Annotated in this window: 25 protein-coding genes and 1 tRNA gene; 3 read left to right on the top strand and 23 right to left on the bottom strand. The window is 36.9% G+C overall.

The features are described from left to right. Nucleotides 1-23 precede the first annotated feature (23 nt). The 4 genes from N0K80_RS03605 to N0K80_RS03590 form a co-directional block, all read right to left on the bottom strand. Complete coding sequence (locus tag N0K80_RS03605; RefSeq protein ID WP_269008485.1) at nucleotides 24-1,166, bottom strand: sensor histidine kinase; 1,143 nt, start codon at nucleotides 1,164-1,166, stop codon at nucleotides 24-26. Between the two features lie 14 nt (nucleotides 1,167-1,180). Next, entirely contained in the window at nucleotides 1,181-1,867 is a 687-nt protein-coding gene (locus N0K80_RS03600) for a response regulator transcription factor (protein WP_057974192.1), read from the bottom strand. A 142-nt stretch (nucleotides 1,868-2,009) separates the two neighbouring features. Beyond that, nucleotides 2,010-2,213, bottom strand: coding sequence for a hypothetical protein (locus tag N0K80_RS03595; protein ID WP_112251185.1), 204 nt, complete (start codon nucleotides 2,211-2,213; stop codon nucleotides 2,010-2,012). 26 nt (nucleotides 2,214-2,239) lie between these two features. After that, nucleotides 2,240-3,319: a lactate oxidase gene (locus N0K80_RS03590; protein ID WP_191978435.1), complete on the bottom strand. Its 1,080-nt coding sequence runs from the start codon at nucleotides 3,317-3,319 to the stop codon at nucleotides 2,240-2,242. 184 nt (nucleotides 3,320-3,503) lie between these two features. On the opposite strand from N0K80_RS03590, the gene N0K80_RS03585 reads away from it, so the two are divergent. Continuing rightward, nucleotides 3,504-4,331, top strand: a complete 828-nt coding sequence (locus N0K80_RS03585) for a hypothetical protein (protein WP_269023788.1) — start codon at nucleotides 3,504-3,506, stop codon at nucleotides 4,329-4,331. Nucleotides 4,332-4,402: 71 nt separating this feature from the next. Here N0K80_RS03585 and guaB read toward each other — a convergent pair whose 3' ends face one another. The 10 genes from guaB to lepB all read right to left on the bottom strand — a co-directional run bounded on the left by guaB (nucleotide 4,403) and on the right by lepB (nucleotide 13,122). Beyond that, on the bottom strand, nucleotides 4,403-5,890 hold the full coding sequence (gene guaB, locus N0K80_RS03580; protein ID WP_057974188.1) for an IMP dehydrogenase: 1,488 nt from the start codon (nucleotides 5,888-5,890) through the stop codon (nucleotides 4,403-4,405). 163 nt (nucleotides 5,891-6,053) lie between these two features. Next, entirely contained in the window at nucleotides 6,054-6,812 is a 759-nt protein-coding gene (locus N0K80_RS03575; protein WP_146343168.1) for a DUF1129 family protein, read from the bottom strand. Between the two features lie 29 nt (nucleotides 6,813-6,841). Continuing rightward, nucleotides 6,842-7,942 carry a redox-regulated ATPase YchF gene (gene ychF / locus N0K80_RS03570; RefSeq protein WP_112251030.1) on the bottom strand — a complete coding sequence of 367 codons (1,101 nt, stop codon included), beginning with the start codon at nucleotides 7,940-7,942 and terminating at the stop codon, nucleotides 6,842-6,844. 22 nt (nucleotides 7,943-7,964) lie between these two features. After that, nucleotides 7,965-8,165 (bottom strand): DUF951 domain-containing protein, encoded by a 201-nt coding sequence (locus N0K80_RS03565; RefSeq protein ID WP_057974185.1) that lies wholly within the window; start codon nucleotides 8,163-8,165, stop codon nucleotides 7,965-7,967. Nucleotides 8,166-8,178: 13 nt separating this feature from the next. Further along, on the bottom strand, nucleotides 8,179-9,060 hold the full coding sequence (locus N0K80_RS03560; protein WP_057974184.1) for a ParB/RepB/Spo0J family partition protein: 882 nt from the start codon (nucleotides 9,058-9,060) through the stop codon (nucleotides 8,179-8,181). Continuing rightward, complete coding sequence (locus tag N0K80_RS03555) at nucleotides 9,050-9,817, bottom strand: ParA family protein (protein WP_057974183.1); 768 nt, start codon at nucleotides 9,815-9,817, stop codon at nucleotides 9,050-9,052. Before N0K80_RS03555 ends, N0K80_RS03560 begins: the two co-directional genes overlap by 11 nt. Nucleotides 9,818-9,823: 6 nt before the next feature. Next, nucleotides 9,824-10,666: a nucleoid occlusion protein gene (gene noc / locus N0K80_RS03550; RefSeq protein ID WP_269023787.1), complete on the bottom strand. Its 843-nt coding sequence runs from the start codon at nucleotides 10,664-10,666 to the stop codon at nucleotides 9,824-9,826. An 18-nt stretch (nucleotides 10,667-10,684) separates the two neighbouring features. Beyond that, on the bottom strand, nucleotides 10,685-11,419 hold the full coding sequence (rsmG, locus tag N0K80_RS03545; protein ID WP_146302258.1) for a 16S rRNA (guanine(527)-N(7))-methyltransferase RsmG: 735 nt from the start codon (nucleotides 11,417-11,419) through the stop codon (nucleotides 10,685-10,687). Between the two features lie 99 nt (nucleotides 11,420-11,518). Continuing rightward, nucleotides 11,519-12,469, bottom strand: a complete 951-nt coding sequence (rihA, locus tag N0K80_RS03540; protein WP_057974180.1) for a pyrimidine-specific ribonucleoside hydrolase RihA — start codon at nucleotides 12,467-12,469, stop codon at nucleotides 11,519-11,521. Between the two features lie 50 nt (nucleotides 12,470-12,519). Next, nucleotides 12,520-13,122: a signal peptidase I gene (gene lepB, locus N0K80_RS03535; RefSeq protein ID WP_146302257.1), complete on the bottom strand. Its 603-nt coding sequence runs from the start codon at nucleotides 13,120-13,122 to the stop codon at nucleotides 12,520-12,522. A gap of 475 nt (nucleotides 13,123-13,597) precedes the next feature. Here lepB and N0K80_RS03530 point away from each other — a divergent pair, with 475 nt between their 5' ends. Further along, nucleotides 13,598-14,983, top strand: a complete 1,386-nt coding sequence (locus N0K80_RS03530) for a C40 family peptidase (protein WP_269023786.1) — start codon at nucleotides 13,598-13,600, stop codon at nucleotides 14,981-14,983. A gap of 84 nt (nucleotides 14,984-15,067) precedes the next feature. On the opposite strand, the gene N0K80_RS03525 is transcribed toward N0K80_RS03530, so the two are convergent. Then, complete coding sequence (locus tag N0K80_RS03525) at nucleotides 15,068-15,751, bottom strand: VIT1/CCC1 transporter family protein (protein ID WP_112251040.1); 684 nt, start codon at nucleotides 15,749-15,751, stop codon at nucleotides 15,068-15,070. Nucleotides 15,752-15,763: 12 nt separating this feature from the next. Beyond that, complete coding sequence (locus tag N0K80_RS03520) at nucleotides 15,764-16,441, bottom strand: VIT1/CCC1 transporter family protein (protein ID WP_269023785.1); 678 nt, start codon at nucleotides 16,439-16,441, stop codon at nucleotides 15,764-15,766. Between the two features lie 269 nt (nucleotides 16,442-16,710). Here N0K80_RS03520 and N0K80_RS03515 point away from each other — a divergent pair. After that, nucleotides 16,711-16,783, top strand: a tRNA-Ala gene (locus N0K80_RS03515). Between the two features lie 66 nt (nucleotides 16,784-16,849). Here N0K80_RS03515 and N0K80_RS03510 read toward each other — a convergent pair. From N0K80_RS03510 to N0K80_RS03480, 7 genes are all read right to left on the bottom strand, one after another. Continuing rightward, nucleotides 16,850-17,185 carry an ArsR/SmtB family transcription factor gene (locus N0K80_RS03510; RefSeq protein ID WP_057974175.1) on the bottom strand — a complete coding sequence of 112 codons (336 nt, stop codon included), beginning with the start codon at nucleotides 17,183-17,185 and terminating at the stop codon, nucleotides 16,850-16,852. Nucleotides 17,186-17,192: 7 nt separating this feature from the next. Then, nucleotides 17,193-17,792: a cadmium resistance transporter gene (locus tag N0K80_RS03505; protein WP_269023784.1), complete on the bottom strand. Its 600-nt coding sequence runs from the start codon at nucleotides 17,790-17,792 to the stop codon at nucleotides 17,193-17,195. Between the two features lie 177 nt (nucleotides 17,793-17,969). Next, nucleotides 17,970-18,890, bottom strand: a complete 921-nt coding sequence (locus tag N0K80_RS03500) for a WxL domain-containing protein (protein ID WP_269023783.1) — start codon at nucleotides 18,888-18,890, stop codon at nucleotides 17,970-17,972. A 167-nt stretch (nucleotides 18,891-19,057) separates the two neighbouring features. Continuing rightward, entirely contained in the window at nucleotides 19,058-19,210 is a 153-nt protein-coding gene (locus N0K80_RS03495) for a hypothetical protein (RefSeq protein ID WP_157051989.1), read from the bottom strand. Beyond that, nucleotides 19,194-20,222 (bottom strand): WxL protein host-binding domain-containing protein, encoded by a 1,029-nt coding sequence (locus N0K80_RS03490; RefSeq protein ID WP_269023782.1) that lies wholly within the window; start codon nucleotides 20,220-20,222, stop codon nucleotides 19,194-19,196. Before N0K80_RS03490 ends, N0K80_RS03495 begins: the two co-directional genes overlap by 17 nt. A 26-nt stretch (nucleotides 20,223-20,248) precedes the next feature. Beyond that, nucleotides 20,249-21,292: a DUF916 and DUF3324 domain-containing protein gene (locus tag N0K80_RS03485; protein WP_057974171.1), complete on the bottom strand. Its 1,044-nt coding sequence runs from the start codon at nucleotides 21,290-21,292 to the stop codon at nucleotides 20,249-20,251. Between the two features lie 13 nt (nucleotides 21,293-21,305). After that, nucleotides 21,306-24,254, bottom strand: a complete 2,949-nt coding sequence (locus N0K80_RS03480; RefSeq protein WP_269023781.1) for a lectin-like domain-containing protein — start codon at nucleotides 24,252-24,254, stop codon at nucleotides 21,306-21,308. Nucleotides 24,255-24,400: the final 146 nt, after the last annotated feature.

The following is a 24,400-nucleotide window of genomic DNA, read 5'->3' as shown; positions in this document are numbered from 1 at the left end:
ACCTATTCTTGCAACTATCCTTCTTACTTTCTAATCAGTTTTTTATCCTTACCAAGTGGTAAGTGAATAACGAAACTAGTTAGCGAATCATCTGAAACGACGTAAATGTACCCACCATGAAGTGTGATAATACTCTGAGCAATAGCAAGACCTAATCCAGTTCCACCCGTTTTTTGTGAACGCGATTCTTCCACTCGGTAAAAACGATCAAATAATTGATCAAGCGACTGCTCAGGAATTTTAGGCCCATCATTAGAGACTTTCACGATAACCTCTTGGCCAATTTTTTCCGCTTCAAGATAAATGTGCTTCCCACCGGAACCATATTTCAAGGCATTTGAAATTAAATTATTAAAAACGCGACCTAATTTCTCAGTATCAGCTTCCATCATTAATGGGTTAGGTTTCGTGCTACTGCTGATTGTCATTCCTTTGTTTTTAGCTTCAAGTTCAAAGCTAGCTGCCAGCTGTGCCAACATCTGATTCATGTCAAAATCAATTGCATTAATTGGTGTCGACGTTTGACGAACCTTGGTATATTCGAATAAATCTTCCACTAAAACTTTCATTTGTTTCGACTTCACATATGCCGTGTGCGTATATGATAGTAGATCTTCTTGTGAGTTATACTGATTATCTTCTATTAAACCGAGGTATCCAATAATTGATGTTAGTGGCGTGCGAATATCATGACTGACATTCGTTATCAACTCATCCTTAGAATTCTCTATTCGCCGTTCTTCTTCCATTGATTCAATTGTACTTTGAACCAACGCGTTAATACTCGAAACCACCCGTGCCATATCTCCCTGTAACTTAAAAGGGATTTGGTGGTCATAATGACCCTCAGCAATGTAATGCAATTCTGAAATAACATGTCGCAACTGCATCTGACGATAACGTCGGATTAAACGCCAGTAAAGCACAATAATATCTACAATAACCATAAACACAACAAAAACATTGCCCCAACTCCAAATATTGAAATCATTAGGTCCAAACGTTAATGATGTCTTTATTTGAAATATCCCATTTCTAAGTCCTGGGTTAGAGGCAATGGTTTGATTTAATAAGATAAAAACAGATAAATTTAATAAAATTAATAAAATGATTGTAATGAATCCTTCACCGATTAATTCACTTTTTTCTCTACCGGTTAATTTCAAAGATGTCTCCTTAACTAATGCGTCTCTATCTTGTACCCAACGCCCCAAACAGTTTTAATAATATCATCGCCGTTTGTGGCCACTTCAATTTTATCTCGCAAATGGCTAACATGAACCATTACCGTTTTTGCAGAAATAATTGATTCCTGCTGCCATACTTGTTCAAAAATATCATCTGCGGAGTAAACATGGTTTGGATGTGATGCTAACAAATATAAGATTCCAAATTCTAAAGCCGTTAATTGAATAGCATTTCCATCAACCGTCTGAACTTCATGTGAGTCCTTTTTAATAATTAATGGTCCAATTTCGAGTGCAACATCGGGTGCTGGATTTGAGTTCTGACTACGACGGAGTAATGATTTAACCCGAGCCATAATTTCTAATGGGTTAAATGGTTTAACAACGTAATCATCAGCCCCCGTAATTAATCCACGGATTTTGTCCATGTCTTCTGTCTTTGCAGAAACCATTAAAATAGGGATTTCTGAAGTTTTACGAACTTCTTTAATCACATCCATTCCGTTCATTTTAGGCATCATGACATCAAGAATCATCACACCAATATCCGGCATTTTTTCTAATTTTTCAATAGCTTCAAGTCCATTTTGAGCAGTAATTGCTTCATATCCTTCGTTCTTTAAATAAATAGAAATTAAATCAACGATTTCTTTTTCATCATCTACGACTAAAATTTTCATTGGATGTCTCCTGACTTTCTTAATTATAGTTACATTGTATCAAACATCTTACAGGATAACTTTAAAGAATTGCTTAAATATGCTTAATTCATGGTATCAAAAAGGGCTTCCATTTAAAAATGAAAGCCCTTCTCTTAGAAAATTATTTACGTGCTAATAAGTAGTTGAATAAACCGCCCATTGTTTTGTCTGATATGTCAATTTCTTTACCGTCTTCTGTAACTTTAGTGATTTCATAATAATCTTCGAATTCAGGTACTTCTAATTCCATCATTGCGACAAAAGCTGCAGCCGTTTTATAAGTTGCTTGTAACTCTTTTCCATGAACATAATTGATTACTAACATAATTGTATCCCCCTTATGAGTCTCTCTTAGATTAATTCAGTTTTTTTAATATCATCAACCGTTTTTGTTCCGGCTAATTGCATATCGATTGTTAATTCTTTTGATAAATGTTCAAAGACTGATTGAACACCTTGTGCACCGCCCAAATGAAGACCGTAAACCATTGGACGACCAATTGCGACAACATCTGCACCACTTGCAAGTGCCTTGAAAATATGTGATCCGCGACGGATTCCACTATCAAAGACAATTGGCACGCGTTTGTTAACTTTTTTGGCAATTGATTCAAGAACATCAAATGATGCAGGTCCACCATCTAATTGACGGCCACCATGATTTGAAACCCAAACGCCTTTAGCACCGGCTTCGATGATGTCATCAATGTCTAATGGTGATTGAATCCCCTTAACAAAGACAGGTAAGTCAGTGTAGTCAGAAATTGTTTTAATATCTTCCAAGCTCAATGTTTGTTTAGCATTGGCATAGATAGCTGCTATTCCTTGTCCTTCACCTTCGCCATATTCAGCCAAGTTTGCCATGGGAATTGGGAAGGTAAAGTGGTTAATACTATCAGCTTCACGATTACCACCTAATGTTGAATCAGCTGTTAGAATGATTGCTTTCATGCCAACTTTTTTAGCTTGATCTAACAAGAAACGGTTAAATTTTTCATCTTTACTCATATATAGTTGGAAGAATTGAGGACCACCCGTTCCACCATCGCATGTTTCCGAAATCGTTTTGTTGGAATATGTACTTAGTGACATGATTGATCCAACAGCAGCTACCCCTTTAGCAGTATCAATTTCGCCTTGTTCATGAGCCAATCCTTGTGCTGCAATTGGTGCAGCAATCATTGGAATTTTTAAATCGATACCCATAAAGGTTGTTGATAAATCTGGTTTTTCAATATTTTTTAAAACGCGAGGTGCGATGTGTTTGTGATCAAATGCGACACCATTTTCACGTAATGTCCATTCATCTTCTGCACCACCGGCGATGTAACCAAATGCACCCTTTTCCATACGTGCTTTTACTAAACCTTCTAATGCTTGAACATTAGTAATTTCAATTGAATGTTCTTCCTGACTTGCTTGATATGCCAATTTTGTAACCCCCATCTGTTATTTATAATTGTAGTGTAGTCCCTAACGTTGAATACTTCCACAAATAACACTTATTTTAGATAAAAAAACGCTGATAGCAGTTACTAGAATCGTATTTGTAATTAATTTGACTAAATGTTATAAAGTTACTGTAGGATAAATATAGATTTATGGAGGAATGAAAGTGTTAGTTAAAAAAATGGGGATAGTCGTTGTTTTATGTTGTTCGCTTTTAGTTACCGTTGGTTGTGGGAAGCAATCAGGGTCGACTGAACAACAAAGTTCTGAAAGTACTCAGAAAATTAGTTCTGAAAAGGCTAAAAAAGCTAGTTCTGAAAGTGCCAAAAAAACTAGTTCTGAAAGTGCCAAGAAAGCTAGTTCCGAAAGTGCCAAAAAAGCTAGTTCTGAAAGTGCTCAAAAAGCCAGTTCCGAAAGTGCCAAAAAAGCTAGTTCCGAAAGTGCTCAAAAAGCTAGTTCCGAAAGTACCAAAAAAGCTAGTTCCGAAAGTGCCAAAAAAGCTAGTTCCGAAAGTGCCAAAAAAGCCAATAATCTAATTGATTCTTCATTAATAGGAACTTGGTATGGCTATAATAAATACGAGTCCAAACTTGATACGATTAACATTACCGGCAATAAAATTATTACAAATGGTAATGTTACTGAATTACATCTTACTAGTGAACGAACAGCCGCCGATAAAGCGCTCTTAGCGGGTTCTAGTACGGCTGGAAATAGTAAAGTGGACACTTATAAAGAGAGTCATTGGGGCTCATTTGTATCACTTCACGGGGAAGATGGTCGAAAATGGCTTGATGTCAGGGGTTGGTATCAATCTGCGGGTGCCGGCAGTTACTACGGCGTTAAAAATAGAGTTATTAACGGGCGCAGCATTCCGGTATTAACTATAGCAGGCGGCGCCGGTATATGGGCAAGTCAACACTTTTATCAAGATAAGGCAGACGCCAATAAAATGTCTGATACTATGTTTGATGATGAACCTTCACAAAATTAGCGCTTTAAAAATTACTCAATAAAAAAAGGTTCAATTTATTTAAGTTAATTAAAGAAATTGAACCTTTTTTGTTATTTAACTGAGTAATTAGGTGCTTCTTTAGTAATTTGAACATCATGTGGGTGTGATTCAATTAAACCAGCACCTGAAATTTGAACAAATTGAGCATCGTCTTGTAAGGCTTTCAATGTACCAGCGCCAACGTAACCCATACCAGAATGTAAGCCACCAACCATTTGGAAAATGATATCAGCTAAACTACCCTTGTACGCCACGCGACCTTCAATACCTTCTGGCACTAATTTATTAGCTTCGTTCACGCCACTTTGGAAATAACGATCAGAAGAGCCATTTGACTGTTCCATGGCCGCTAAACTACCCATACCACGGTAAACTTTAAAGCGACGGCCTTCATAAATTTCGAATTCGCCAGGTGCTTCATCAGTTCCGGCCAACATGCTACCTAACATAACGGCATTTCCACCGGCAGCAAGCGCCTTAACAATATCACCAGAGTACTTGATTCCACCATCAGCAATAATTGTCTTACCATATTCGCGAGCAACTTCAGCAGCGTCATAAATGGCTGTTAATTGAGGAACACCCACACCGGCAACAATTCGTGTTGTACAGATTGATCCAGGACCAATCCCAACCTTAACAACATCAACACCAGCATCATAAAGAGCACGAGTTGCTTCACCCGTTGCAACATTACCAGCAATTAAAGTAGCATCAGGAAATTTAGCTCTAATTTCAGTGATTTTACGGATAACACCAGCAGAATGCCCATGCGCAGTATCAATGACTAAGGCATCAACGCCAGCCTCTAGTAAAGCTGTAGCTCGTTCAAATGTATCGCTTGTAACACCAACGGCAGCAGCGACAAGTAAACGACCATGCTTATCTTTAGCGGCATTAGGGAATTCAACAACTTTTTCGATATCTTTGATTGTGATTAAACCTGTTAAGCGACCATCATGATCAACGATTGGTAATTTTTCGATTTTATTTGTTTGAAGAATTTTTTCCGCTTCCTTGAGTGAAGTTCCTTCGGCGGCAGTTATTAATCCTTCTTTAGTCATTACGCTATCAATTGAAACTGTCATATCTGAGACAAAACGTAAATCACGGTTGGTAATAATACCAATCAATAAACGATTATCTAGTGTTTCAACAATTGGGACACCACTGATGCGGTAACGTTGCATTAACTGTTCAGCGTCCGCAACAGAATGTTGTGGTGTCAAGTAGAAAGGATCAATAATAACGCCACTTTCAGAGCGTTTAACCTTTTTTACTTCTCCGGCTTGTTGTTCGATACTCATATTCTTATGGACAACACCTAATCCACCTTGGCGAGCCATGGCAATCGCCATCTTAGAATCTGTGACAGTATCCATGCTGGCACTTAAAATTGGGACATTTAACTTGATATTTTTAGCTAGTTGCACGCTGATATCAACCTCGTTCGGTAATACATGACTTTCTGCAGGTACTAATAATACGTCATCAAAAGTGAATCCTTTTTTAGCGAACTTTGTTTCCCAATTTGACATCTTAAAACCAGCTTTCTCATTTTATTTTGTTTACTAACATACCAGATAAGTTCAACCTTGGTCAAGGCTATTGTCTGATTCTTATTAAGTTGTAATCGTTCGTGATTGTAGCAAAAAAGAGCTCAAAAATTTTACTTGAACTCTTTTCCCAGTCGCTATCGATCTAAAACATTGTACGATTAATATTATAGCGACGTTTAATATAAAGTCTTGCCACAAATGCGATAGCCGCAATTGCAACGTATACAGCTGCTGGTAATATTGAATTAAGTGGTCCTGGAATCAATGCTACTAACATGTAGGCAAGAATCCAAACAGCGATGAAAGCAATCATTACGAGTAATGTAACCCAAAAAGCTGGTTTGTCTTCTTTTTTGACATTAGGCCCATACTTTTTGTAGAAAAGTGCTGCGCCCATTCCACCCAAGATCGATGTCAAGAGTAGCGTCAATAACCCACCGGCACCTGAATCACCGGCCTCTAAACTTGTTTTATTCATAAATCCTGTCACAGCATACATGGCAGCGAAAATTGCTAGCATCATCAAGCCATTATCCAGAACAGTCAACCAAAAACTCGTTGATGGTTCTGCAGCTTTTTTCTGAGGTCCCATAATAATATCGGCAGCTTTTGTGCTAACTGGACCATATAATTTAGTTGCCGTTACGCCCTTACGTTGTTCGGTACGCAATTCTGCAACAATCTCATTAATAATTGTATCGCGTTTTTCATTATTAATTTCTGAATCCGTTAAAATACTATTTAAACGGTAAACGTAGTCTTCATTACGTTTAGTTAATCCCGCGAAAGGACCTTCGCCTTGTAACTTTGTTTCTTTTTCTAGATATTCTTTTTGTTTTGCAGCGGCCGAAGCATTTCTATCTTCAACTGGTGCTCCTTCAAGGTTATTTTCATCTGCCATGGTTAACAACTCCTACTAACTTATTTTATTTAGACGTTAAATCTGAACTCAATAATATCGCCATCTTGCACGACATATTCCTTACCCTCGGAACGTAAGCGACCAGCTTCTCTAACAGCTGCAACACTTCCATTTTTATCCAAGTCATCAAATGACATTGTTTCGGCGCGGATAAACCCACGTTCGAAATCTGAATGGATAACACCGGCAACTTGAGGTGCTTTCATCCCCTGTTTAAAGGTCCATGCTCGTGTTTCAGCACCACCCGCGGTGAAGAATGTTGCTAAACCTAATAACTTGTAAGAAGCTCTAATTAAACGATCAAGTCCTGATTCTTCGACACCAGCAGCTTCAAGGAAATCTAACTTATCTTCATCATCTAATTCGGCAATTTCTTCTTCCGTTTTAGCAGAAACGGCTAAGCATTCAGAACCTTCTTCTTTGGCGAAAGATTCAATTAATTTCACATATTTATTAGCGTTAGGGTCAGCCATATCGTCTTCGGCGATATTAGCAACGTAAAGGACTGGCTTATTAGTTAATAAGAACATGCCTTTAACATATTTTTCTTCTTCTTCATCAAATTCAATTGAACGAACGGCATGTCCAGCTTCAAGAACTGGTTTGATTTTTTGTAAGATACTGAATTCTGCTAAAGCATCCTTATCTTTTGTTCTCGCAACTTTTTCCACCTTAGCATAGCGTTTCGTAACACTATCCAAATCTGCAAAAACAAGTTCCAAATTAATCGTTTCGATATCGTCCATTGGGTCAACTTTATCAGAAACATGCGTAATGTTATCATCATCAAACGCGCGAACAACATGCACAATTGCATCAACCTGACGAATGTTTTCTAAAAATTTATTACCCAATCCTTCGCCTTTACTTGCGCCTTTAACAATACCGGCAATATCTGTAAATTCAAAAGTTGTGTGAATAATTTTCTTAGCAGGGACGACTTCGTCAATCCGAGCTAAGCGTTTATCTGGAACTTCAACCATCCCAACATTAGGATCAATTGTTGCAAATGGATAGTTAGCCATTTCTGCGCCTGCTTTTGTAATTGCGTTAAATAAGGTTGATTTACCTACGTTTGGTAATCCTACGATTCCTGCCGTTAATGCCATAATTAAGCGTCACTCTTTTCATTTATTTTGTGTTATCTTCTGGCGTAGCCTTTTCTAACATTTTTTTCATCTTTTTTTCAAATTCTCGTCTGGATAATAGAATAAGATGTCCGCAACCTAAACATTTAATGCGGATATCCATCCCCATTCGGACAATTTCCCAGCGGTTAGTTCCACAGGGATGTGGCTTTTTCATTTCAACAATATCGTGTAAGTCATACATATCGACTAACCTCCTAATCTAGTGAAATATCAAGTAAGTCTAAGATTCGGTTCAAATCGTCCGTTGATAAATAATCAATTTCGATTTTACCTTTATCATTTTTTTTACTTTGTTGAATAGAGACCTGTGTACCAAATTTTTCTTTTAATAAATTCTCGCTTTGTTGAACATAAATTGATTTTTCACTGTCGTTCGTTTTTTTAGTATTCTTTTTACTCTCGCCGTTCATTTGAGCAATTACTTTTTCTAATTCACGAACAGTTAAATTTTCTTTAACCGTCCTTTTAGCTAATGTACCAATTTTTTGTTTGTCTTTAAGTGATAACAATGTTCGCGCTTGACCCATTGATAATTGGTCAGCCTGAATTAATTCTTTGACCGCATGAGGCAACCCTAGCAAACGTAAATAGTTAGCGATATATGGGCGACTTTTGCCCAACCGTTCTGAAACTTGTGATTGTGTTAGATTTAATTTTTCCATCAACGTGTTATAAGCTTCTGCCTCTTCTAAAGGAGATAACTCTTCACGCTGTAGATTTTCTAAAATCGCAACTTCCATCATTGATTCTTCGGTCATTGTTCTAACGATTGCTGGAACATCAGCCACACCAGCTAATTTAGAAGCACGAAAACGACGTTCCCCGGCAATGATTTCGTAACCTTTAATCACCGATTCTCTAACAATAATCGGTTGAAAGACACCCGATTTTTTAATTGAAGCTGCTAATTCTTTTAACGCATCCTCATTAAATGTTTTACGCGGTTGATATGGGTTGGGCCGAATCTCATCTAAATTCAGACGGACAATGGATTCTTTTGTGTCATCATACTGGTCAAGCTCATCTTGAAATAATGCGTTGATGCCTTTTCCAAGACCTTTTTTATTATTTGCCATGCGCCTTTAACACTTCCTTTGCCAATTCCATATAAACTTGAGCACCCTTTGACTTAGGATCATAATCGATAATTGCCATCCCATGACTAGGTGCTTCGGACAAGCGGACATTTCGCGGAATAATCGTTTTGTAAACTTTTTCTGCAAAATATTTTTGAACTTCAGAAACAACTTCTGCGCCTAAATTCGTTCGCGCATCGTACATTGTCATCAGAACGCCTTCAATGGCTAAATCTGGATTAAAATGTTTTTGAACCAAGCGAATTGTATTCAATAATTGGCTCAAACCTTCCAAAGCGTAATACTCGCTTTGAACAGGAATTAAAATTGATTTGCTGGCCGTAAAAGCGTTGATTGTGATTAAGCCAAGTGATGGCGGGCAATCAATTAAAATATAATCATATTGATCTTCAATTGTTTTGATGGCATCCAACAGGCGTGTTTCACGCGCCATTTGTGGTGTTAATTCAATTTCGGCACCGGCTAATTGAATTGTTGCGGGAACAATATCTAACCCCTTATGATTCGTAGGAAGAATAGTGTCCTTAATTGGAAATTCATTAACTAAAACATCGTAAATATCTTTTTTAATGGTTGATTTTTCGATACCAACACCACTTGTTGAATTTCCTTGGGCATCTGTATCGATTAATAAGACTCGTTGACCTAATTCGGCCAAGCAGGCGCCTAAGTTCACGCTTGTTGTTGTTTTACCAACGCCGCCTTTTTGGTTCGCTAATGAAATAACAATTCCCATATTTGATTAACCCTCCTTTTTTGATTCAACCACATCAATAATGACGCGATATCCTGAATCAGTTTTTTCTTGTTTTGATTTAATGGTAACACCGTTATCTTCTATAACTTTAACGGCCTGTTTCAATGTGTTAAGAACTAATCGTTTATCAGGGTTAGCTTTTTTCGTAACTTTTTTTTCATTTTCTTTTGGTTCTGGTTTACCTTTATCCTCTGCAATGAGTAATTCAGTTTCTTTAACTGTTAATTTTTCTTTTAAAATACGTTTTAGTAATTTCTTTTGTGCGGTAGGTTCTAAATTAACCATCGCCCGACCATGACGCTCGGATATTTGTTGTGACATAATTGCTGTCTGCACTTCATGTTCTAGCTTTAGCAACCGTAATTTATTCGCAATAAACGCCTGACTCTTACCCATGTTTTCAGCCAATTTAGACTGCGATAGGTGGTTCAAGTTCATTAATTTACTGTATGCTTCCGCTTCTTCAATCGCAGTTAACTCTTCTCGTTGTAAGTTTTCAATCAGTGCCATTGATGCCGCTTGGTCGTCATTCATCTCGCGAATAATTGCCGGTATTTCTTTCCAATCTAATGAAATTACCGCTCGAAAACGACGTTCCCCAGCAATAATTTCATATTTTCCCGTCTCATATTCTCGTAAAATAATAGGTTGCAACAAACCATGTTCTTTAATGGTTTGTGCTAATTCCTCAATTTTTTGATCATCGAAGACTCGACGAGGTTGAAATCGATTGGGAATAATGGCCGCAATAGAAATGTCACTAACCTTCTTTTGATTCGTTTCATCTTCTTGTTGATTTTTACGATTTCCTAAAAATGAAAATGCCATTTTCTGACGACCTCCTGACTATAACTTAGCTACAAGCGGTGTCCGTCCAGGGACGCCCGCCTTTCTAGGGTATTTCTTAGGACTTAATTTAATTTTATCAACTACCAATAAATGACGTTCGTCATTAGAAATTGGTAAATTAAATTCATGATTAACTTTAACCTGACCGCCTAAAAGCTTGATAGCATATTCGGCGTCGGCTAGTTCCTCATCCATTTTTTGCGCTTTTAATGCAATAAATTGACCATTTAACTTAACTAACGGTAAACATAATTCAGATAACACGCTCAATCTGGCAACTGCGCGTGCCGTTACAATATCGTATTGCTCTCTGTATAAGCTTTTCTTACCCGCAAATTCTTCTGCACGATTATGAAAAAAAGCAACCCCTGTAATATCTAATTTGTCCGCCAATTCATTCAAAAAGTTGATACGCTTGTTCAACGAATCAACAATAGTCACCGTTAATTGCGGGAAAGCAATCTTCAATGGAATTGAAGGGAAGCCGGCACCAGCGCCGACGTCACAAATAGATAAGGGCTCGCTTTGTATTTCTTTTGAATAAAAAGCAGGCGTTAAAGAATCATAAAAATGCTTCAAATAAACGTCTGACTTTTCTGTAATAGCAGTCAGATTAAGGTTTTCATTTGTCATTACTAAAAATTCATAGTAAGTTTCAAATTGTGCCATTTGTCTGTCTGTTAAATTGATACCTTTTTCAGCTAATGATTGACGAAATTCTTCTGGATTCATATGACTGGCCCTCCGTTATTTGTGAAACAAAACGATGTTTCACGTCCTGTTTAACTTTAACGTATTTAATCCAGAAATACAAGCCACCTGTAAGATTTACTATCCTACTAACTCATCAAATTTTTTAAGTTTTGAAATTAATAATTCAACAAATTTTGTACGGTCAATAGATAACAGAACCTCTGTATTTTTTTCAAGACCTAACAAATCAAATTTGTCGACAATTGTTTCACCTCGAGTAAGATCGCCGTTAACTTCAACATCAACATGGTAGTGACCACTCGTGAATAGTTCTGGCTGTAGCATCCAAGCAATTGTACAAGGATCATGTAAAGGAATGCCTTGGAATCCCCATTTTTCTTGGCCATAATAAATACCGTAAAATTTCAATAATCCGTATGCTGATTGTGCTACTTTGTTGTTAATCTTACCAATTTCTTCAATTTCTGCATCCAAAATTTGTGCTTGATGCGTTAAATTCAAGCCGGCCATAACTAATGGAATTGAATCATTCAAAACCATTTTTGCTGATTCTGGATCTACAGCGATATTAAATTCTGAACCAGGCTTAACATTTCCTACATCAGTTGAGCCACCCATGAAGACAATTTTTTCAATTTTACTTTTTAATTCAGGATATACGGCTAAGAATAAAGCCATATTTGTCATTGGACCCGTTACAACCATTGTGACTTTTTCAGCACTCTTAGAAAGCGTCTCAGCAATTAGTTCAATTGCCGTTAAGTTAGTTGCTGGAATCTCTGATTTAGGCAATACTGTTCCATCAACCCCAGTATCACCGTGAACGGCATCAGCGATCATTAATTCTTGAAGTAAAGGTTTTTTATTACCACTAGCAACCGGAATATCCGTTCGTTCCATTAATGTTAGCAGTCGACAAGCATTATCAAATGTTTTATCAGGCGTTTGATTCCCGGCAGATGTTGTCACTGCACGTAAATCAAATTCTGGCGAAGCAATGACCATCATTAATGCTAATGCGTCATCATGTCCTGGATCACAATCTAAAATAATTGGTGTTTTTGTCATAATAAAATCTCCTCTTCAATCGAATTATTTTTTTGCATTTTTAATGCAAGTTAGTAAATGTATTTATGTTCGGACTTGTTGAAATTCCAGAATGGGACTTTTACGACACCCTGAATTTTCGACTTGTCAACGAATCCCCAGTAACGACTATCATTGGATACTGAACGATGATCCCCTAAAACAAAATATTTTCCTGCTGGGACTTTAGTGACCGAACTATCTTTAGTCCATTGGTTATCCGCAGCTAATGTTTTAAATGACCAGTCCTTAGCATTTATCCCCTGAACCCTTGTTCCCGTTGTCTTTTGATAGGTTGAAATATATGGTTCAGAAATCTCCTTATCATTGACGTAGACATGATCATTTTTAAATGCAACCGTATCACCAGGCATGCCAATGACACGTTTAACATACTCTTGACCGTCTGTTGCGTCCGGATCCACACCATATGCATCAAAAACAACCGTGCTAAAGCGCTTAATATCAATTACCTTAACAACTGCTACATGTTCGTTGTTAACCAAGTTTGGTTGCATTGATGGTCCATCAACGCGCACCATTGTGACAACGAATGTTTTTAAGAGCATTGCAATTATTAGTCCTACCGCGATTGGTATGATCCAACTCATTATTTCTTTACCTATTCTTTTCATAATTCCACCCAATCGTTACGTATTTTTATCCCTTTATTATGGTTAATTATACGCCAACTATTTACGAACTTTCAACGTCTAATAATTCATATGATACCAGACAATGAAATCCCTTTCTATTTAAATTAAAAATTTCATTTGCAACTATGTAAAACGACTGGTATAGTTTTATTTAGTTCTAGTAGTTAAAACATAAGATTTTCGTAACATTTTTGTAATATTTATAGAAATCTGTTTTTAGTGGGACAATACGTTGATTGCCTTTAAATCAATATAAATAACGTGTTTTATCAATAATCAAAATTCATTATAATTACATAAAACATTTAAAATACGTGTATGTAAGCGTTTGTTAGTGTTTATTACAGTATTTCCCCGAATTGTAATAGTTTTCGCATTTAACTGCAACACGAACCAGTTACAATGGTTACTATAGTATAAAACCAATAAAAAAAGAAAGTAGATGTGACTCAATTTGAATAACACAATTAAATCATTATTACTCGGTACAGTTGGTACCGCCGGCCTCCTTCTTGCATCTAATGCAAGTGCTGATGCAGCAACAGTTAAAGTTCAAACAAACGATACCGTTTGGGCATTTTCTCAAAAGTACGGCGTTTCAATCAAAACAATCGAAACTTTAAACAACATTGACTCAAATTCTCATATTATTACAATGGGTCAATCATTAAACATCCCTACAAAAGATAGCGATGCTGACACGAACTCAACAAAAACAAGCGTTGTTGCTACACTTCCTGCTGATAACTCAGCAAACAAAACATCAGTTACTGTTAAAAGTGGCGATTCATTATGGTCAATTGCTCAAGCAAATGGCATTTCAGTCGCAGCTCTTCGCTCAGCTAATGGATTTGCTGACAACTCAGCACTTATCTTACCTGGCCAAAAATTAACATTAACTGGATCAAAAGCAGTCGTAACGACTGCTAAACCTGCCGAAACAGTTACTCAAGCACCAGTTAAGACAACCACACCAGAAGTTGCCGCTAAACCTGCTGAAACAGTTACTCCAGCACCAGCTAAGACAGCTACACCAGAAGTTGCTGCTAAACCTGTTGAAACAGCACCTAAAGCAACAGAATCAGCAGTTTCTGCAGATGGTAAAACAGTAACAGTTAAGAATGGTGATTCATTCTGGTCAATCGCTCAAGCAAATGGTATTACTATCTCAGCATTACTTGATGCTAACGGTTTAACTTCAGGTTCAATGATCAATCCTGGTCAAACATTGAACCTAACTGGCTCAGTTGCAAAAAAAGCTGTTCCTGAAAAAGTTGTTACCGAAAACCCAGCTGCAGCTCCTGCTGCTGAAGTAGCTAAACCTTCTACCAACAACACTGTTGCTAGTTCAAACACTACTTCAACAACAAATGTTGCTACTGACAACACAACTACTAACACAAATACAGCTTCAACAAGTAATAACGATGCTGCTACTTCAAATACTGATACTGCTGAAAGTTCTACAACACAAACAGCAAGTTACTCAGCAAGCAAAGTTATCTCTGTTGCCAAATCATACATAGGTACTCCTTATGTTTGGGGCGGATCAACTCCTTCAGGTTTTGATTGCTCAGGTTTCACACAATATGTATTCGCTAAAGTTGGTATCAACTTAAACCGTAATACTATTGGACAAGAATCAAATGTTACTAAGAAATCAACTGCTGCTGCTCAACCTGGAGACTTATTATTCTGGGGAGCACAAGGTTCTACATACCATGTTGGTATCTACTTAGGTGGTGGCCAATACATCGCTGCTCCAGAACCTGGTCAAAATGTTAAAGTTGGTACATTAGCATACTTCCCTGCTTCATTTGCTGGTACTGTTAACAAATAATTCTTAAATAAATGAAAAAGCGTAAACCTAACGGTTTACGCTTTTTTTATACCCCATCATTATCGATGTTTCACATGAAACATTTTAAGCAAATAGTAATCCAATATAATACGTTACAAGCATCGTTACTAACCCCGCTATAACGTTACGTAATATTGCTGGTCCTTTTCTCGCACTTCCTAACGACGCGCTAATAAAGCCTGTTAACGCTAACGCAAAGGTAACAACTACAACTGTTCCCCACATTTTAATATTTTCGGGTAAAAAGGTCATCGAAAGCAATGGAAACACACCACCTAACGACGCCGCAAGCATTGATGAGAAAACGGCATCCCACGGATTTACGTAATCGCCAATTTCAATTCCATATCTTTCTTTGACGGTTCCTTCTAATGCATTGTTTTCCATAATATTATCCGCCGCCTTAATTGCCAAAGATTTTGAGACACCTTTTTCCAAATAAGCAGCGATTACCATTTGACGTTCTTCCTCAGGTTCTTCAATTAATCTGCGCTTTTGTGTTTCGACAGCCGCCTTTTCTGTATCTTTTTGTGTGCTAACAGAAACATATTCGCCGGATGCCATCGAAAACGCGACTGCCAACAAATCTGATATCCCTGCGATGAAAACAGCAAATGGACTTGACGTTGCTGCTGCCACTCCGAAGACTACACCCGCAACAGTTAAAATCCCGTCATTTGATCCTAATACTCCAGCACGTAATATATTTAATTCTGCGCCTAATGATATTTTCTTTCTATCTGTCATTATTTTCTCCTTCTACGCGAATAAGTGTCCAATAAAATAAGTCATTGCCATCGTTAAAAGTCCAGAAATGACATTGCGCATTATGGCTAATTTGCGACTGGAGTTCCCAAGCGTTGCACTGACGTAACCCGTCAATATCAAAGAAAAAATCACCGCCATGATTGTCATTGAAATCCTAATCTGTTTAGGGAATAACGTTATCGCCAATAAAGGTAAAGCGGCACCAACCGGGAATAATAACATCGAAGCAACTGCTGCATGCCAGGGGTTCGTGTAGTGATCTGGATCAATCCCATATTTTTCTTTTACCGTTACTAAAACGGCATCTTTTCTCATCAGCTCATCTGCAATATCTACAGCGACATCCTCAGAAATACCCTGTTTTTGATAATAGTCCACTAAGTCATTTCTTTCATCATTAAAATGCGTTTTTATATTTTTTGCCTGCACGTCTGTTGCCGCTTTTTCCGTATCTTTTTGCGTATTCACGGATACGTATTCCCCAGCAGCCATTGCAAACATTCCCGCAAACATTCCTGCAATTCCTGCAATAAAGATTCCAAAATTATTCACGGCAGCACCCGCAACACCAAGCACAATCCCGGAAATTGAGATAATGCCATCATTAGCACCCATCACACCCGCACGCAGTATGTTAATTTTTTCCGCCAATGTTATTTTCTGTAGCATAGTTACATCCCCCTTATTCATTTTATAAACTATCTAAAGTTAAATACTCTCTAGTCATTAAGTTTAGGTCCGTTCTCATTCACAGTCAAAACTATCAAAAGCAATACTTTTCTGACCCCCTGGTAATCCCTTTGTGGCAACATTATTTATTCAAAAAAGAATTTAACCGCGCACTATTTAATTGAGAACTATTATTATTTAGAAAAAATCACTTAAAAAGTCATTTTTTACTTTTAATTTCATATATTTAGTGTATTATAAAGCTATTCGGGCCCTTAGCTCAGTTGGGAGAGCGTCTGCTCCGCAAGTAGAAGGTCGACGGTTCAAATCCGTTAGGGTCCATTTCAACGTCAACTGATATAGAAAAAATGACTAACTTCAAATAAACGAAGTTAGTCATTTTTTCTATCATATTTTACCATCACAAGTTTTTCCATGAGCGACGTGTTTAGCATGCTGTAGTAACGCCGTCATCGTTTCTATGATATGTGGATCGTCAATTCGATAATACATCAGTTTACCTTCTCGTCGTTGGCTAATGATTTGATGTGTTTTTAATAAACTTAATTGATGCGATAAATTTGTTTGCTCAATATCCAATATTTTAGATAATTCAGTCACATTGTATTCATGTTGTTCCAGCAAATAGATTAATTGTAATCTGATTCGATTATTCAATAATTTAGTTAACATGATTGATTCATCAAGTTCATCCGCCGGAATTTCTTTATACGGTTGCATCATTTTCCTCCTAAATAAAGTGTTGAATGGTCCCGCTCTCTAGTAAGATATAAATCCCCAAGAAGACATAAACAAGTAACGTAATTAAATCGCCAAATCTTTCAAAAAATACTTGGATCTTTGGCAAATTAGTAATCATTTTACTTAACCAAGTAATCATGCACAAGAATATAAAGAATAGTCCCAACACGATTGGTATATCTCCAGTATTTAACGTTGTGAAAAAGGGTACATAGATGGCAAGATTATCAGGACCACAAGTTGCAATAGTTATCATAATAACACTTAATATGATGCTACGCTGTGGTTTCCCTAATTTTTCACGAACTTCATTGCCTTCATCTTCGTCACCAAAATACATTTTTATTCCCATAACAATTGGAATGATTCCTAAAAATCCTAAAATCCATTCTTCCGGAATCATCTTTAACCAGAATGCGACGATCAGACTTACCACTATCAGTGTTCCACTACCCAATAACTCACCTATGAATATTAGTTTATCATCATGTTTATTCTTATACTTCGCAAAAATAATAATTAAAATTAACAAATAATCGATATTTGTTGAAATAAATGCAAGTACAGTAGATCCTATTAATGCTGTCATTGTAACATCTCCTATATATGAACTATTTTTCACGTGAAACTTTTTTCATATGAATAATATATCATATGTTTATATCAATGTACACCACTTTGTAACATATCAAAACAAAAAAAGAGACCACCCCGTAGGATGATCTCTTACATGATTATTAAAAGATGTCACTATTACTTAATTAAATTAAGCAACAGTTGATGACAATGTCCATGTTAAATCTGCTTGGTATACTGCATTATCAACAGAAGCCGATTTAGGCATTGTTAATTTAATATCATTAGTATTCCAACCAAAGACGTTAGCACCTTGTCCTTCAGCAGCTTTAGCTGTTGCTACAGTAACATCTGTACCAGCAGTTTTAGCTAAAGTTAAACCAATATTTGGTGTAACAGTTGATACGGCAGCAGGTGTTTCAAGTGCTGGATTTGCTGCTTTTAATGCGGCAACATCGTCAGTCCAAGTTTTATCTTGTCCTTCTTGTGTTAAACCGTAAACATCTTGTGTTTGAGCTGAGGCAGTGTTTTTAAATGATAATGTTGCATCTGAAATGCTATCATTTGGCATTGCATTACCTTGAGAATCAACAGCTGTTAATTCATTGTTTGATTTAACACTCAATGTCCAGTCACCTGAAGCAGCTGTATTTTTACCAGTTTCTTCTGCAGCTGTACGTGTGATTTGTTTATCAACAACAGTTGCCCAAGCTTTACCATCAACACTTGATAAAGCAGCATCACCCTTAGTATTTAAAACGGCTGTTTTATTTGTATCACCGTTTTCGTAGTTAGGGTAACGTGTGTTATCTTTCTTACCTTCATTCATACCGTCAGCTGTAAATGTAGGATATGCAGCATCAAGTAACGTATGGTTACCAAAATCTAAGATATGAGGTACCATTTGAAGACGTAGGTAGCCAGTGTTTGAGTTATGTGTATTATCACCAAAAGAAATACCAACTTTAGTATTATCTGTTTGTGGTAATGCTGTTCCCCCATTTGCTGCAGCGTCGTTATTTTCTGTAGCAGCAGATACTGTTGCTGGTGCAAGCAATGATAATAAAGTTGCCCCTGCTAAAACTGAACCAGTTAATTTATTGAATTTCATGAGAAATTCCCCCTATATTTTTTTTGCACAAATTGTGCGGTGTTATAATGTAACCTATAACCATTTTTAAAGTTGGTGCTCCAAAACCCTTATAGTTAATTACTATAAGCGCCACTACTTATGATTGTTAATTAAGTGTACAACTAGCGCAATCATATCCCGTAGATTTACATTGTTACCGTTGTGTAGACATCGTAATTATGATAAGTAATGAGTCCCAAGGTTAAACTTACCCCGAATACAATTAAGAACACGATCATCAGGATCGTCATACTTGTTATCACCCATTTTTTTCCAAAACGATTAACTAATTTTCGCATTTAATCTCCTCTTTCGTTTTCTTCTAATTAATAACCAAGTAACAATTATTATTAAAATTAAACCACCCAAAACACCTAAAATAATATTTCTAAATTTTAAATATTCGTAGTTATTTCGATTAATATATGATGCATCTGACGACGTAATTTTGACGTACTTATGAATCGTTTTTGTATATTCATCAGTCTTCACATTTAACGTCATTTTGTATAGACCCGGAACTAGGCGCAATTCGCTTAATAAAAGATCATCATAAAAACTCGAATTTGGCGCAATTTTAATATTTTTAAGTTCATTATCATAATGAATCATATGCCACTTATCATTTTGTAAACTCGCAGTCACCTTAACATTACTTAAAAATTTTGGATCTGGATTCTTAAGTTTAATACTGATTGCGGCTTTATGATCTTTAATAATTCGCGTTTTAATACCATCCGATAACATTGTTTTATACTCTTTTTTCTTTAAATCAGTCCCATTCAATACAAGACCTATTGCGTACACAAATTTATTATTAATACTTGATTTAGTATCTGTTTCAGCCGAGCCAAGATTCAAAGCCATTAACTTTTGACCCGCAAACAGGGTCTTTCCTGGATTAATCTTAACAGTTACCCATTTGGTTTCATTCGGTTTAAGTTTAAGATTCTTTGGCATCTTAACGATGTCGTTTCCTACCTCAGGCAATAAATTACGATCAATTTTATGTAGTCCGAGGTAGTCAATTCCTCCGTTATCGTCTGTCGTTGCGTCCTTCACTTCACTCGTGATAGACAGCACCTTATCAGTCGGATTATAGACTTTAATCCTAATTTGACGCGTTTTATCCGCGCTTAACTTAAGATTAAAATAACCGAGATGATTCCCGCCAATGTTATCCTTAGGTAATTCCGGCATTAGCATAAACGTTGCCTTACTCTCGTCATTAACGATTTTTTGAGCAGAGACGCTTCCTTGTGACAATCTACCAACAGTTATCACGCTAAACATAATTAATATAATGCCCATTAGAAATTTAAAGTGATTACGTTTCATTAGACTGTCATCCGTAGAACGAAGATTGCGCCACCTAACGTTGCTAACATCATTGCCCCACTAGCTGCTGCAATATAGAACCAGAAATTAATGGGTCTTTTAATTGCTTCACTATTGATATCATCAGCTTCTTTGCCCGTAACGTTAAATGTCTTTTTAAATGACCAATTCATTTTCTTTAAATCCCACAGATTTTGACCATTCACTTTAACTTCTACATGATATTTACCCGGCTTCATCGTCTCATATTGCCATGAAATAGGCAGCGTGACTGATGAGTTCGGCGCAATACTTGATTGTGTTTTATTAAACACGCGTCGACTACTGTACTGTCCATCCCTGTAGAGTACTGCTTGGAATGTAACATTCTTCAAGACCATTGGTTCTGTATTCCTAAGTTTAATTCCCATAGCAGGATGCTTATTGAATAACATTGGTTTTGTTGAATCATAGGCTAATTTTGGATAGACCTCATATTTCGATCCCCTGATATTAACGCTCACCATGTAAGCATAGTTACTAGAAACCGATTGTTTTGCATTTCCGGTACTTTTTACATACTCGATAAAATGCCAACCACCGGCAATCATGCCGTCAAATTTTTGTTTAGGCATTTTGATAGTTGCCGAAATAGTTGTAGCCTCTTTTGGCCCTAATTTAATGGTTTGATCCGCTTTTTTTATGCTTGCCACGGTTGTGAACGGAATTTTTAAACTCACATCTAAGTTTTTAATAGATTGTTGAAATTTCATACCACCGCCATCTTGCGTCATTCCATTTTGGAAATCGCTTTTAAGCGTCATTTCGTGATCCGTAAAATTTTGAACCTTCATTTTAATAACATGAGTTGTTCCCGGTTCATAGTTAACGTCATAATAATGTAAGCTATTATCCACTTGTTCGCTAGGTAACACTGGTTGAATTTCAAAATCTGCATTCTGTGTCTGTGCAGCAGCCTGTACTGGCCGGCTCAACATCATAAATCCAAATAATAGTAATCCCAAACTAAGACCAAATTGCCCCAATCGTTGTTTCTTACTCATCTTTCATTTCCTCCTACGGCGCAACCGTTAATGACCATGTTAACTCTGTCTGGTAATGCGTCTTGTATCTCTTAGTTGTTGCTGGAACATGTAACCCAACACTGTAGTTGGCCGTTTTGTCATCTCCAAATTGGTAATCCCAAGCCCCTTTTCCGGGATTGGTATATGGATTATCTTTACTACTTTGATCTTTTTTCTCGTCGTTGTCTTGATAAGTTCCTAACTTAGTAAAAGTCATCAATTGATCAATCTCACTACCAGTATCAATATTAAATTTATCTTTCGAATTAATATTCCCTTTAGCAGTATTGTCTTTATTGGCAATTACATTTCCGTTAGTAATTCTAAGTTGTGCATCAGTTAACTCATGTTTATCTGTATCAGTACTGATAAACGCGGTTGATTGTTGAACTTTTAATTGCCATGATTGAACGCCGTAGTTATCTACTACAGAAATTTTCTGCGGTTTATTTTCGGCAGTCTTTAGATAGTAAGTTGTATCAGATTGTGCCGGATCATTTGTACCGAAATCCCATAACTTAGGTGCGTCAATCGAAATCATGGCCTTCTTATACCCATACGTGATCACCTTATCTTTATAATCGAACAAAGGATCATCTTTATAAGCATCTGACCAGTTGGCCTTTGTTAAATCAGTGTCATTAGTAACTGAGATAACCGTGTAATCATTCAACACTTTAGGTGCAACTCTGTCAGAAATAACTGTTGATAATGCTGCTTTAGGTTTTCCCGCCGCACTAACTTCAGTACTAATATATGTTGGACTCGCTAGATTATCGTCGAGATCAACATAACGAATCGTCATATTGGTATTACGAGGCTCTGTCACTTCGACATCTGCTTTACTAGAATCAGAATACGTTTCATTCCCACTTGTTTTAGCAGTCACCAATGCTTTATTTTCAATTTCTCCAACTGTTGTTCGTTTAACCGTTCCTGAGTAAGTGATTGTTGCACTGTCGCCCTTCACCATATCTTTAAGTTTGATATCAGCAATTGAACTTTCTTTTTGAGTTGAACCATCCGCATAAGTCACTAAAATTGAGTTATTATCAATGTCTAAATCACTTGTCGGATCACTAACAACATCTTTTAAATCAATAGTTGTTAATTTATCAGCCGAGTTTGCATCCGGCTTCACTTTAATTTGATATTTAACTAAATCATCAACCTGTCCGCTTGTTTTGGACTGATATTTTGTTTCTTTATTTGTCTCATTAAGAACGCCTTTTTCAATACTTCCCTTATAGGGGAGCTTGTTAATGGTCACTATCGCATCATTACTCTTAACGCTTGAACTAGACGTACCAGCTGTTGCGTTATTAATAATTTTATCTCCCGGAGAGACGCCTGAATTGATTGCGCCATTTAATTTCAATTTAAATGAGCCACCGGCGGGAATGACATACGGAAATTTAACTGTTTGATTACTAATAAAAATACTATCGTCAATCGTTTTATATTCCCAATTACTATCAGGGCTCGCCATTTGTAAACTACCTTTGGTATACGTGATATTACTTGGTAATTTATCCGTGATGTCACCAGAAGAAATATTAGTTAAATTGGTATACGTTAACTCGTAACTAATGTTATCTCCCGTTTTACCAGTCGTATCCGTCACCCAATTTGCATCATTGGCGGTAACATTTTTAACCGCTTTTTTAAGCGCGTAATTCTCTGGCGGCGTCTGTTTTTTGTATTTATACGTTACATTGTAGCCAGTTGTTGCCGAGAAGGTTCCATTATCTTTTGAATCGGGGGTATCGGCCGTATAGTTACCGGTATATTGGTACCATTCATTTTTATATTGAATCCATTCTTGTCTTCGATCGGCACCATTCCAAGTCTCGCCAACCTCCCCATTTAAAGAAACTGGATCAATCAACTTCGTGTTAGTCCCATCAATCACAAAATTCAACGTAATTGGGCTTACCGTTTGAGGTAATTTATTCATACTGGCAGCTTGAAAATTGTTAGCCCCACCCGTAGATCCCGTAAATCCATATAGAACACTTTGATTTAAAGGGTCAGCTGTTGAAGAGTCGGCACCAAAGTACTTATTGACATCTGGAATATCTAATGACATATCTCCGGGCATAACGGTACTATGATCTGTTGTCCCTGTTTTAGGGTCATAGTTATCACCAAATGTGTACGATAACTTCCCACCTAGAATTCTTTTTCCATTTTCCCAAGTAATTTTAGGTACCCAATTAATGTTGAATAAGCGCCAATGATTATTGGCTAACATGTACTTGGGGTCCTTATTATTATCATTTGTCGGATTTTTTTCGTACCAATACTTAATATGCCCCAGTCTTGAATTTTTACCAAGATCTTTCGGCTGAACAAATGCTGTATGACCATTTGAATTTGCCGCATATGGGATATCTTCATCAAAATGTTCAGCCGGAAGGTTAGCAATATTATTCCACCAACTATCCATCTCAATAGCCAAGGAATCCTTAACATAATTGGTTTTCCCACTTTGTTGGTTCCCATATGAATAGGCACCAATACCACCACCGTTTGTTCCTATAGACCCATCCCTCTTAGAATCATTTTGTAAAAGGAAGGCTATCCCATCGGATGCCGCGTCAGGAACATCGTATAATCCATTTTTAGCACCTAGCCATAACCACATGCTGTATGAAAAACTATTGTTTAAATCTATTCTTGATGTCGACCAAATACCACCTAATTGATCCTTAGCGTACGGTGTGATGATAACCGTTTGTGGATATTTAGTACTTGTACCTGAATCTAAATTCAAACTATCCGGAGCTCCAAAGTAACCGGCAATTTTCAATGTTGACGCCGGAGGAGCTGGCACACTTGATGGCCACCCGCTGATTGTCTTTGCTGCTTCTGCTTTTAATCCACCCAAGAAAAACAGAAGAAGTCCGCTAATTACATACAATAATATTTTCTTTTTCATAATAAGTTGCTTCCTTCCCCCGAAGAATTTTCACCTAATCTAAACTATTCTGATTGTTTATGTCCCTAACATAATAACACGTCTGACACAAAAAGCCAACTTAATCGCGTACAACTTAAATTACTTATCAATAGTATAATCGAACC

Origin of the sequence: Dellaglioa carnosa (assembly GCF_026948345.1) — a bacterium.
Taxonomy (GTDB): domain Bacteria; phylum Bacillota; class Bacilli; order Lactobacillales; family Lactobacillaceae; genus Dellaglioa; species Dellaglioa algida.
This window is presented reverse-complemented; position numbering and strand designations above follow the sequence as displayed.

Excerpts from the sequence above, each read along its gene's own strand:
- N0K80_RS03520 (WP_269023785.1), bottom strand. The coding sequence starts at position 16,441 with ATGCTACAGAAAATAACATTGGCGGAAAAAATTAACATACTGCGTGCG.
- N0K80_RS03510 (WP_057974175.1), bottom strand. The coding sequence starts at position 17,185 with ATGATGCAACCGTATAAAGAAATTCCGGCGGATGAACTTGATGAATCA.
- N0K80_RS03485 (WP_057974171.1), bottom strand. The coding sequence starts at position 21,292 with ATGAGTAAGAAACAACGATTGGGGCAATTTGGTCTTAGTTTGGGATTA.
- N0K80_RS03525 (WP_112251040.1), bottom strand. The coding sequence starts at position 15,751 with ATGACAGATAGAAAGAAAATATCATTAGGCGCAGAATTAAATATATTA.
- N0K80_RS03505 (WP_269023784.1), bottom strand. The coding sequence starts at position 17,792 with ATGACAGCATTAATAGGATCTACTGTACTTGCATTTATTTCAACAAAT.
- N0K80_RS03575 (WP_146343168.1), bottom strand. The coding sequence starts at position 6,812 with ATGGCAGATGAAAATAACCTTGAAGGAGCACCAGTTGAAGATAGAAAT.
- N0K80_RS03600 (WP_057974192.1), bottom strand. The coding sequence starts at position 1,867 with ATGAAAATTTTAGTCGTAGATGATGAAAAAGAAATCGTTGATTTAATT.
- ychF (WP_112251030.1), bottom strand. The coding sequence starts at position 7,942 with ATGGCATTAACGGCAGGAATCGTAGGATTACCAAACGTAGGTAAATCA.
- noc (WP_269023787.1), bottom strand. The coding sequence starts at position 10,666 with ATGGCATTTTCATTTTTAGGAAATCGTAAAAATCAACAAGAAGATGAA.
- N0K80_RS03500 (WP_269023783.1), bottom strand. The coding sequence starts at position 18,890 with ATGAAATTCAATAAATTAACTGGTTCAGTTTTAGCAGGGGCAACTTTA.
- N0K80_RS03480 (WP_269023781.1), bottom strand. The coding sequence starts at position 24,254 with ATGAAAAAGAAAATATTATTGTATGTAATTAGCGGACTTCTTCTGTTT.
- N0K80_RS03560 (WP_057974184.1), bottom strand. The coding sequence starts at position 9,060 with ATGGCAAATAATAAAAAAGGTCTTGGAAAAGGCATCAACGCATTATTT.
- rihA (WP_057974180.1), bottom strand. The coding sequence starts at position 12,469 with ATGACAAAAACACCAATTATTTTAGATTGTGATCCAGGACATGATGAC.
- N0K80_RS03495 (WP_157051989.1), bottom strand. The coding sequence starts at position 19,210 with ATGCGAAAATTAGTTAATCGTTTTGGAAAAAAATGGGTGATAACAAGT.
- N0K80_RS03490 (WP_269023782.1), bottom strand. The coding sequence starts at position 20,222 with ATGGGCATTATATTAATTATGTTTAGCGTGATAACTGTTGGTAGATTG.
- N0K80_RS03555 (WP_057974183.1), bottom strand. The coding sequence starts at position 9,817 with ATGGGAATTGTTATTTCATTAGCGAACCAAAAAGGCGGCGTTGGTAAA.
- lepB (WP_146302257.1), bottom strand. The coding sequence starts at position 13,122 with ATGAAAAGAATAGGTAAAGAAATAATGAGTTGGATCATACCAATCGCG.
- N0K80_RS03565 (WP_057974185.1), bottom strand. The coding sequence starts at position 8,165 with ATGTATGACTTACACGATATTGTTGAAATGAAAAAGCCACATCCCTGT.
- N0K80_RS03595 (WP_112251185.1), bottom strand. The coding sequence starts at position 2,213 with ATGTTAGTAATCAATTATGTTCATGGAAAAGAGTTACAAGCAACTTAT.
- rsmG (WP_146302258.1), bottom strand. The coding sequence starts at position 11,419 with ATGAATCCAGAAGAATTTCGTCAATCATTAGCTGAAAAAGGTATCAAT.
- guaB (WP_057974188.1), bottom strand. The coding sequence starts at position 5,890 with ATGTCAAATTGGGAAACAAAGTTCGCTAAAAAAGGATTCACTTTTGAT.